The sequence below is a fragment of the Methylobacterium mesophilicum SR1.6/6 genome, assembly GCF_000364445.2.
Lineage (GTDB): Bacteria > Pseudomonadota > Alphaproteobacteria > Rhizobiales > Beijerinckiaceae > Methylobacterium > Methylobacterium mesophilicum_A.
Map to the genome: position 1 here is coordinate 3,710,068 of NZ_CP043538.1, position 8,785 is coordinate 3,718,852.

Consider the following 8,785-nt stretch of genomic DNA (forward strand, 5'->3'; position numbering starts at 1 on the left):
GGTGGCGGAACAAGACGGTGCGTCTCTCCGCGGAATTTGAAGCGCGCTTCTCTACTGCTGGTCCTGCAACCACGTTCCCTCAATCGTGAGCGTGGCTCTGTAGAGCGCGGTGCCGGACTCGTCCCGCACGGTGATGGTGACCGTCTCAGGCTCGGAGGACGGGTGCAAGTCCTTGGCCATGTCGGGGAGCGACTGCAGTGCTTCCTTCGAGGCACGGTGCGCATCCGTGAACTCGATGCCATCATCGTCTGTGACGGTCTCGCCGTTGCTCATATCGAAGAAGTAGCGGGCCATCAGCGCCTCCGAAGCCGATGCTCGATCAAGCACAATCGCCAGGAGGAGGTTCTATGGGCCTGCTGCGATCGTAGAGCGCACAGATCCCGGACGTCCGCACTCGCGTCGCGCGATACCGGGACCGACCTAGAGGCTGAGGTGCAGGTACTGCGGATCGAACTCGGCGACGGCACTGAGGCCTGCCCAATCGCGGATCTCCAGTCTGCGTGAGCGCAAGCTGATCAGACCGTCCGTGCGCATGGCCTTCAACGTCCGGTTCATATGCACGGAGGTCAGCCCAAGTGCGTCGGCGAGATCAGGTTGCCGAAGCGGCATCGGCAGGATGTGCTCATCGGCGAGACCAACGGCTTCGAGGCGCAGGTACAGCTCACAGATGAGGTGAGCGAGCCTCTGGCGTGCATCGCGCCGGCCGAGGCTGGTGATCCAGGTTCGGTGTATCGCAGCGCTAATCAGAGTCTCCCGCCACAGCGCGGCCGCGATGGCGGGGAAGCCGTTTGCAAGCTCGCGGAGCTTGGCATGCGGCACGAAGGCGACAGTGGCCCGCGTGACGGCCGCGATGCCGAAGTCAGGACGCGGTAGATGGAGGCACTGCAGATCGGGCAGATCGCCGGGCACGTGGAACGACAGGATCTGACGCCCAGCCTCTGTGAGAAGATGATAGCAGCAGATCCAGCCATCGAGGACGAGGCAGCACTGCGTGGCCGGATCACCCTCGTGGACGATGTCCCGCTGGGCCTCGACCGTCCAGATCGTCGCCGGCAGATCTCTGAGCGCGTGCTGCTCAGCTTGGGAGAAGCGCGTGGCACCGCCCAATTTGCGGACTATCAACTCCAACGGGTACCCGGAGGATGGCATCGCGTCGTATCACCCGTGAGGAGCGAAGAGCGCTCCTCGCAGCAGACCGCACACAGCGCATCTGGGCCGCGCAAGTACTAATCTATGATATGTTTCGGCTGTGACGGATCGCCATCACCGCGGGTGGTGGGACGATTGAGCCGGACACGCATGGCCTTACCAGGCTTGAAGGCTATGCTCAGCTTGGTTTCGACGCTGACGACCGCTCCCGTCTTCGGGTTGCGAGCTGTCCGGCCCTGCAGTTCCTTCGTCGCGAACGAACCGAAGTCCCGCAACTCGACGCGGTCGCCAGATGTCAGCGCCGCAGCAATCTGCGCGAGGATGACAGAGACCACCGCCTCCACGTCCTTGGCGTAGAGGTGCGGGTTCTGCTTCGCGATGCGGGTGATGAGCTCAGACCGGATCATGCGCCAGCGCCGCTCCCTCGTTCACCGGCCCGCAGCCGCACTATGGCATATCGAGCCACGGGCCGCGTTGCGCATCGGTTCGCGTCGGTGACGTCGGCCGCTCCTCTGCCCGTAGTTTCATATCCGGTCTGAGTCGAGCGGCCGACGCGTTACGGCGGGGTCGGACAGGCGGCCATGACGGCGGTGGCCAAGGCTATCCGGAACGCGTTCTCCTGCGGGCCGGATCGGTGCGCGACCTGCTCTAGGCTGATCGCCGAAGCGACGATCGCCGCGACATCGAGGCGGTGACCACTGGCGAAGCGGTAGGGGCCAGCCGTTGGGTCCCGCAGGTAGAAGTCGATCGCCGCGACGATCTCTTGGCTTTTGATGCGGCCGACCTTGCGCAGGTCGGCAACCGTCGGCGGTCCGGCATGCATGGGCATCACCTCACGAAACCGCAGCCTCAACGTGCCGCCTGCGAGACTTCCTGCTGCCGTGGAGCGCTGCTCGCTACTCTCGGACCGGCTTCGGTTCCGGTTTGGCGGCCCGCATCAGGCTTCGGACAACGCGCGGCGGCCGCCCGGCCTTCTGCGCTATTTCCGCCTCCTGTTGCTCGATGAGGTCGCGGGCCGGCTGATCACCGTCGAGACCGCCCAAGATCTCCATCGGCACGCGCCGGTTCGAGGCGCGACTGCCATCTTCGAAGACGACGTCGAACAGCACGAAGCCTCGATCCTGAGGCAGTTGCTTCACGCGCTTGGCCATGCCGGGCTGATACCGCGGCAAGCTTGGCGGCGCTAGATCGCGCAACTTGCAGGATTGCGCTGAGGATCCGCGTCAGCGAGGCTTCACCTGGCCACCCGGGGCCCAGCCGTGAGTCTGAACCGCCTTGACGATCTTGCCCTGCATCTCGGGCATCACCGACTGCATCCACTGCTGCATGCCCGTTAGTTGAACCTGGGCGAGTTGCGGCTGGGCTGCCGCGAGGTGCTTGCCGGCCGGCGTCGCATAGAAGGCCGCAATGGCCTGCAGGTCGTCCTTACCGAGGACCGTAGCGAAGCCGCGAGCCTGGATGTCGAGCAACTCGTCATAGTGCGCGGTCAGGGTCGGTAAGACCACCTCCTGCACCAACACCTGTGCCTTGTCGGGTTCCTTGATGCCGAGCTGCTGCATCATGCCGACCATCGGCCCAGCCATGGCGCTGAGCGTCGCGGTGCGATCGCCCTGCATCTGCGCGACCGTCTCCCGCGCGACCTTCACCAGAGCCGGATCCGGCGCGGTCGTCGAAGCAGGCTTCTGAGCCGATTGAGCGAACACGGCGCAAGGCAGCGCAGCTCCGAGGCACAGGCCGGCAATAACGGTCGAAAGGCGCATGAGACGGTCCGCTGCTGTGGGGGCGCGATCCGGCTGTGTCGCAGACCGCTGGTTCAGCAGCATACGGCGGCATCGATCGATGTCGACCGCTGGGATGCCAAAGTTGACTTAACCGTGCGCCCCGGCCGACATGGACCGTTCCGGCTGCACCCGCCTCGGCGAGTCGCGGCCGCCATTTAGGAGACCATCGCCGCGAGATAGACCCCGAAAAGCCAACAGCCCCTTCCCGGCAAGGAAGAGGCTGCTGAAAATCCTGGGGCCTTGTGGGGCCGGTGTGACTACCCCCCACAAGCCATGACCTCCCTCGGGAGTCAAGACGGAACCTGTTTCCGTCAACGGGAAGGCTTTGCCTGGACCCTAGCCGCGGCCCGAGAGGGACCGGGACCGATGACCTATGCCGAGGAAATCCGCCGACAGGCGGAGACGGCCCCGCGCGCCGCGCTGCCGGCCGTCACAGCTGCGCTCTGGCGCGCTTATGGGGAAGGGCAAGTGACGGAGGCCGAGGCCGAGTCGCTGTCCGGCCTGATCGAGGCGCGGAGAACGTCAGCTAGTGCACCCTTTGCGGGACAGAGGTCGAACCCACCGGGAACCAATGCGGCTACGGTTGCCGCCCAGGGTTGCGTAGGATCGCCCAGGAGGGCCGTCGGCTCGCGCCCCCGCACGGATGCCTCGCTGGAGCGCCGTCGCCGCTGGGCCGCCTCAGGGCGGCTTCCACCGGGGCTAGCGGCCCGGTTCACGCTGGCAGAGCAGGCGGTCCTCGCTCTCGTGGCCGCCGAGACGGCGCGTCGGAAGGACTGTCGGCTGTCGATCGAGAACATGGCCGCGGTCGCAGGTGTGTGCCGCTCGACCGTCAAGAACGCCATCCGCGAGGCGCGCCAGCTCGGGCTCCTGACCGTCGAGGAGCGCCAAATCACGGGCTTCCGCAACGACACGAACGTGCTCCGGATCATCAGCCCAGAGTGGCAGGCCTGGATCCGGCTCGCCCGGAAGCCGGCAAGGCATCACCATGACGGTGACACCCTTGGCGTCAGCAAAGGGGGTACCGTGATGGGATCCCCTCGACGAAGGGAGGGCCATCACGGCCCCACCTTCCAAGGGGAGGGGTCAAAAGCGTAACCAGCACGCCTACTGAGGTTCCAGATCTGGGGAAAATGAGGCCAGCGGGACCGAAAAAGGGCTGCCGAGGGGCGGCGGGCGACCTCGACCGAAGCGACCCCGTGAGAATTCTCGCGGGTGGTAGAACCGGCCGAGCTATGCGGTGAAGGTCTGCGGGCGATCGGTATGACGAACGTGGAAGCGGCAGACCCACGGCGAAAAGCCAAGGTACTCCCCTGATTGAGGGAGGCCCTACCGATATCCTGTCCCCTATCACTGACCGTGGCTGCATAAAGCCGGTCTCACCTGCGCCGAGCGGAGGAGCGATCCGATGATTTTGCTGCTTCCGGCGCTCGCAGCGCGCTTTGCGCCCTTCGCGACGGCGGTCTCAATGACGCTGCTGGGGTCGACCGCAAAGCCAACTTTGGAGGTCTCACAGACCCGCATGATCTCGGCCAATCCCGCGGCGGTGTGGGCAGTCATCGGGGAATTCTGCGACATCCGCCGCTGGCACCGCCAAGCCCGGGCGTGCGCCCTGTTCCACGATGAAGGTCAGATTGGTCGCAATCTCGACCTACGTGGCATCGGTACTGTCGTTGAAATTCAACTCGACCGCGATGAGGAGGCCATGACGTACAGCTATGGGCTGGTGCATAGCCCGTGGCCAGTAAAGCAGTACCGTGCGTCACTCACCGTCACTCCAGCAGCAGACGGAACGGTTGTGATTTGGCGGGCTACCTTTCGTTTGGAGGACGCTTGCGATGAAGGAGCAGTAGCTCGCATTGAGGACTTATTCAGGAGCGGCCTCGGCGATATCGCCCATGAGGTTGCCCGGTAGTCGAGCCGATCCTGCGATCCGCCCATTCACATTGGCTTCGCTGCGACGGGCGGCGTGGACAGCAGCAGCTTGACCAGATCCTTCTGCCGTTTCGCCCCCGTCTTGGCGAAGAGGCTCTTCAGATGGGTCCGCACCGTCGAGGGTGCGATGCCGTAGCGCTTGGCGATGTCAGCCGGCGAGGCGTCGTCGGCAAGCCCGAGCAGAACACGTAGTTCGGCGCCAGTGAGGCCATAGGCTCGTCCCAGCAACTCAATCGCGTGCGGACCGCACGGGTTGCTCTGCACGAACAAGGCGACTCTGGCTTGCCCAGGCGCAGTGATGCGGCGCCGGCCCCTATTAAGTGGCAGAGCCGAGACGACCGCGTTTCCTCCGCCGCGTCTCGCCAGGGTGACGGTTCCGCCTGCCTCCGTGGCGAGCATGGCGCGGAAGGCGGGGGACACAGTTCTGTCCCACGGCTCGACGAGCCCAACCCGGGAGAGCAGCAAATCCTCACGCGCCAGCGCAGCCCGTCCAGCTGCATTGCTATGGACGAGACGGCCATCAGCGCCGAGTACCAGCACGGCGGTCGTGAGTGCGTCGAGCGTGGCCGCCAGATCATCGCGCTCAAGGGTCTTGTGATCGATCAGGTCGGCGATGGTGATCGCGCGGCGGATGTGCGGCGCCAGCAGGGCCATGCGGGCCTGTTCCTCGGCGTTGTAAGGGCCGCCTTTCTCGCCGCGGGTGACGCCGATGAACGCCAAGCGTGCCTGGTTCTTGATGAGTGCGGTCAGCAGTACATAGCGGAAGCCCTGAGGGACGGCCCACTCGCGGTAGATGCGGCTCTGCAGCAGCTCCTCTTCGGCAGCGAGTTCCTCGGACGTCGCCGGCTGATCAACCGGGTGCAGGAGGAGGCTGTGGGCGAACACGTCGCAGCCTTGGTAACACTCGCGGTAGAGCGTTTGGTAGTGATCTGAGATGCCGACGTGCACGAGCGTTCGTTCAGCGCCCGTGACGAAGTCCATGACGTTGAGCGTTCCAGCCATGCTGTCGTGGGCGGCTGCGATCTCCTCCAGCGTGCTCTGCCAGAGGGTGGGATCGATCGCGCAGTCGTAGATCGACTCGATCAGACGCGATAAGAGAGCCGCTTCCATCGCATTTGCCCATCGGGTGTGCAATTCAGGAGCGCCGATCGCTTCAGAATGCAGCATTCGTTGAAATAGATAGTGGCATGAGAAGATAATTTCTCAACGAAAACAATCCACATTCGAATGAATGATCGGACCTACCCGTTTTGGGGGAGGCGGCGCGCCGCGAATGCTGATCCACTCCGAGATGGGGCTGATCGTTGGTAGCCATCCGGCTACTGGGGCTCCGCTTGAAACCGGAGATTGGCCATGCGGATCGCGATGCTCTTCACCGCCGGTTTTGCCCTCGCAGCCACCGCCTTCGTGGCAACCATGCTGGTTTCACCGCCCGTGACGGAGGCATCCGTTAAAGCACCTGTATCAAGGACGGAAGCCATCACCATCTGCGAGTACCTGCCGACAGGCGACGTCGCGAACTGCACGATCCAGAACTGACCGATCACGGCCCCAGCCCCGATGCTTGAGGCTATTGCACGCGTGATCGTTTGGTTGGGATTGGGCGAGGTCCTGACGCGGCTCGGTCTCGTCCCCGTGCCCGGGCCGGTGATAGGGCTCGTGCTGCTCTACTTCGAACTGCTCTGGCACCGGAACCTGCCCGACGATCTCGGCCGGCTGGCGGATTGCATGCTCGCGCTCTTCGGCCTGCTCTTCGTTCCCGCCGGCGTCGGCGTCGTCGCCCACGCCGACGTCCTGCAGGCCGAACTCCTGCCCATCGTCGCGGCCATCGTCGGCGGCACTATCGTCACCCTACTGGCGACGGTCGCGGCGCTCGTACTTGCTCGCTCATGGACAAGACGTCTTGAGCCGCCGGATCGCGGCCCTCTCGGGGAGGCGGACCTCCATGCCTGACGCCCGCGCCTGGGCCAGTCTGCCCGAGCAGCCGATCCTGGAGGTCGGCATCACCGTGCTCGCCTTCCTGTCGGCGGTCCGCTTGGCGCGCTGGAGCGGCAACAACCCGTTCCTCAACCCGACGCTGATCGCGATCGTCCTAGTGGTGATCGTGCTCGACGCCACGGGCATCAGCTACACGACGTACCTGCGCGGAGCAGGGTTCATCCAGTTCCTGCTCGCACCCACCGTCGTGTTGTTGGCGGTCCCGCTGTACCGGCAGACGACGCTGATCCGTGCCTCGGGTGGCCTGATCGCTGCAGCACTCTTTGTTGGCCTGCCGACGGGCGCCTTGAGTGCGGTCGGCATCGCCTGGGCGCTCGGCGCGAGCAGGATCACGCTCCTGTCACTCGCGCCGAAAAGCGTCACGACCGGCATCGCGGTCGGGATCTCGGAGTCGATCGGCGGCGTCCCAGCCCTGACCGCCGTTCTGGTGATCAGCACGGGCATTACCGGCGCCATAGCCGGTCCGGCGATCCAACGCTGGCTGCATGTGGAGGACGATCGCATCACGGGCCTGGCGATCGGCATCGCCGGCCACGGCATCGGCACCGCGCGGGCGCTGCAGATCAGCGAGGTCGCAGGCGCCTTCGCGGGCCTCGGCATGAGCCTGAATGGCGTCCTGACCGGCGTGCTCCTGCCGCTCGCCATGAGGGGACTCTGATAACCCACGATCCTGGGGGTCACGGCGGCCTTCGCGATGAAACGCTGGACCGACGCATCGCTGATCAAACCACGTCGGACTCCGGTTTCTGCTTACTCCGGTCGACCCTCCTCTCGACCTGCCCTTTTGCGACCCCTCAACGATCGGAGCATCCGAGTGACCACGAGCTTGATCGCACCCGCTGCACAGGTCTGTGCCTTCGCGCTGGGCTGCGCAGTGATCCACGCCGTCCGTGCCCACGCCCTGGCCCTCTCGCGCGTGCTCGCCGCCACGGCACTCGTGACGGCCGTGCTGGTCCTGCTGGGCGCCTCCCTGGCGTGCGCCCCGGACGACGAGATGAGCCTGGACGACATCACCACCTACAACGCCGCCTGATCGTCGGCATCTGGAGGAGTCGAGATGACCTTCGGTCTGAGCCTGTTCGCTCTCTGCGGCGGCGTCGCGCTGGCGACCGAAGCCAGGCATCGGCCCAGAGCTCGTGGGGTCCTAGAGAGTTTGGCGGGCAGCCTGATCGTCTGCGGTCTCGCACTGCTTGGTGTGGGGCTGCCGCTATTCCGGTGATCTATCAGGAGGTGCCAATGCGCTTTGCCATGATTACAGCCGTTCTCCTGACCGTTTCACTCACGTCGCGGGCCGAAGAGGCCTCGACGGCGCTGACGGCATCATGCGCACAAGCCACGTCCAGCCTTGAGCGCCATGATCTCGGATGCCCCGACGACGACGTGCTGCAGCCTTCGCCTGACAACGACCTGTCCGACTGACCCTGCAACCAGTCCTCAGGTGTAAGGGCCGCCGAACAGGTCGCCGAGCGCCTTCCGCCTGAACAGTGTGCGCCAGCGCCGCCTTGGATGCTCCGGCCGGTCGTGGATCATGTGACAGCGCTGGCAGAAGGCCGCGAGGTTGGCGTCCGCATTGTTCGAGGTGTCGTGGTCTCGATGCGCGGCCGCCAGAACCACCCGTCTGCGGCGAGCCTGGCCGAGGATGTCGGCTTTAGGTGCGATCCGGATCCGTCTGCCCCACCCATCGCGCCACCGGCTGGCTTCCACGTCCCACCAGCGACCGTCGCCGAGGTGGTAGACCATCCGCCCGTGAGGTCGCCCGCAGCCCTCGCAGCAGCTCCTGGCACGGCCGAACCGGATCACGGCCGAGAGCTGCGGCCAGTCGATCGGGTAGAAGAAGCGGTGCTCGGGCCGGATCGGCATGGGTCGCACTGTGCCACCGAGCGTGAAGAAAGCGTAGCCTTAGAGCGTGCTGCCGGGTTCCTGCA

15 protein-coding genes are annotated in these 8,785 nt (G+C 65.3%); 7 read left to right on the forward strand and 8 right to left on the reverse strand.

The features are described 5' to 3' along the window. Nucleotides 1-51 precede the first annotated feature (51 nt). From MMSR116_RS17665 to MMSR116_RS17690, 6 genes are all read right to left on the reverse strand, one after another. Nucleotides 52-294, reverse strand: a complete 243-nt coding sequence (locus MMSR116_RS17665; protein WP_010687686.1) for a DUF6894 family protein — start codon at nucleotides 292-294, stop codon at nucleotides 52-54. Between the two features lie 126 nt (nucleotides 295-420). Beyond that, complete coding sequence (locus tag MMSR116_RS17670) at nucleotides 421-1,107, reverse strand: helix-turn-helix domain-containing protein (protein WP_010687685.1); 687 nt, start codon at nucleotides 1,105-1,107, stop codon at nucleotides 421-423. A 119-nt stretch (nucleotides 1,108-1,226) separates the two neighbouring features. Further along, nucleotides 1,227-1,556: an HU family DNA-binding protein gene (locus MMSR116_RS17675; RefSeq protein ID WP_010687684.1), complete on the reverse strand. Its 330-nt coding sequence runs from the start codon at nucleotides 1,554-1,556 to the stop codon at nucleotides 1,227-1,229. A 149-nt stretch (nucleotides 1,557-1,705) separates the two neighbouring features. Further along, complete coding sequence (locus MMSR116_RS17680) at nucleotides 1,706-1,972, reverse strand: hypothetical protein (protein ID WP_010687683.1); 267 nt, start codon at nucleotides 1,970-1,972, stop codon at nucleotides 1,706-1,708. Nucleotides 1,973-2,045: 73 nt separating this feature from the next. After that, nucleotides 2,046-2,300: a hypothetical protein gene (locus MMSR116_RS17685; protein ID WP_010687682.1), complete on the reverse strand. Its 255-nt coding sequence runs from the start codon at nucleotides 2,298-2,300 to the stop codon at nucleotides 2,046-2,048. Nucleotides 2,301-2,372: 72 nt separating this feature from the next. Then, nucleotides 2,373-2,909 carry a DUF2059 domain-containing protein gene (locus tag MMSR116_RS17690; protein WP_010687681.1) on the reverse strand — a complete coding sequence of 179 codons (537 nt, stop codon included), beginning with the start codon at nucleotides 2,907-2,909 and terminating at the stop codon, nucleotides 2,373-2,375. Between the two features lie 387 nt (nucleotides 2,910-3,296). Here MMSR116_RS17690 and MMSR116_RS17695 point away from each other — a divergent pair, with 387 nt between their 5' ends. Together MMSR116_RS17695 and MMSR116_RS17700 are read left to right on the forward strand one after the other, a co-directional pair. Further along, nucleotides 3,297-4,025: a helix-turn-helix domain-containing protein gene (locus MMSR116_RS17695; RefSeq protein ID WP_348529320.1), complete on the forward strand. Its 729-nt coding sequence runs from the start codon at nucleotides 3,297-3,299 to the stop codon at nucleotides 4,023-4,025. Nucleotides 4,026-4,335: 310 nt separating this feature from the next. Continuing rightward, nucleotides 4,336-4,842, forward strand: a complete 507-nt coding sequence (locus MMSR116_RS17700; protein ID WP_010687679.1) for an SRPBCC family protein — start codon at nucleotides 4,336-4,338, stop codon at nucleotides 4,840-4,842. A gap of 26 nt (nucleotides 4,843-4,868) precedes the next feature. On the opposite strand, the gene MMSR116_RS17705 is transcribed toward MMSR116_RS17700, so the two are convergent. After that, complete coding sequence (locus tag MMSR116_RS17705; protein WP_039895028.1) at nucleotides 4,869-5,972, reverse strand: helix-turn-helix transcriptional regulator; 1,104 nt, start codon at nucleotides 5,970-5,972, stop codon at nucleotides 4,869-4,871. Nucleotides 5,973-6,215: 243 nt separating this feature from the next. Between MMSR116_RS17705 and MMSR116_RS17710 the strand changes: the two genes are divergently transcribed. The 5 genes from MMSR116_RS17710 (at nucleotide 6,216) to MMSR116_RS17730 (ending at nucleotide 8,279) form a co-directional block, all read left to right on the forward strand. Next, nucleotides 6,216-6,401, forward strand: a complete 186-nt coding sequence (locus MMSR116_RS17710) for a hypothetical protein (protein WP_010687677.1) — start codon at nucleotides 6,216-6,218, stop codon at nucleotides 6,399-6,401. Nucleotides 6,402-6,443: 42 nt separating this feature from the next. Then, nucleotides 6,444-6,815, forward strand: a complete 372-nt coding sequence (locus MMSR116_RS17715) for a CidA/LrgA family protein (RefSeq protein ID WP_158168919.1) — start codon at nucleotides 6,444-6,446, stop codon at nucleotides 6,813-6,815. Then, nucleotides 6,808-7,518, forward strand: coding sequence for an LrgB family protein (locus MMSR116_RS17720; RefSeq protein WP_010687675.1), 711 nt, complete (start codon nucleotides 6,808-6,810; stop codon nucleotides 7,516-7,518). The genes MMSR116_RS17715 and MMSR116_RS17720 overlap by 8 nt, the downstream gene beginning before the upstream one ends. Nucleotides 7,519-7,674: 156 nt before the next feature. Continuing rightward, nucleotides 7,675-7,893, forward strand: a complete 219-nt coding sequence (locus tag MMSR116_RS17725) for a hypothetical protein (RefSeq protein ID WP_010687674.1) — start codon at nucleotides 7,675-7,677, stop codon at nucleotides 7,891-7,893. A 203-nt stretch (nucleotides 7,894-8,096) separates the two neighbouring features. Next, the gene (locus tag MMSR116_RS17730; protein ID WP_010687672.1) at nucleotides 8,097-8,279 is read left to right on the forward strand and encodes a hypothetical protein; all 183 of its coding nucleotides are present in this window, start codon (nucleotides 8,097-8,099) and stop codon (nucleotides 8,277-8,279) included. A gap of 15 nt (nucleotides 8,280-8,294) precedes the next feature. On the opposite strand, the gene MMSR116_RS17735 is transcribed toward MMSR116_RS17730, so the two are convergent. Continuing rightward, the gene (locus tag MMSR116_RS17735; RefSeq protein ID WP_158168921.1) at nucleotides 8,295-8,720 is read right to left on the reverse strand and encodes a hypothetical protein; all 426 of its coding nucleotides are present in this window, start codon (nucleotides 8,718-8,720) and stop codon (nucleotides 8,295-8,297) included. Between the last annotated feature and the right edge of the window lie 65 nt (nucleotides 8,721-8,785).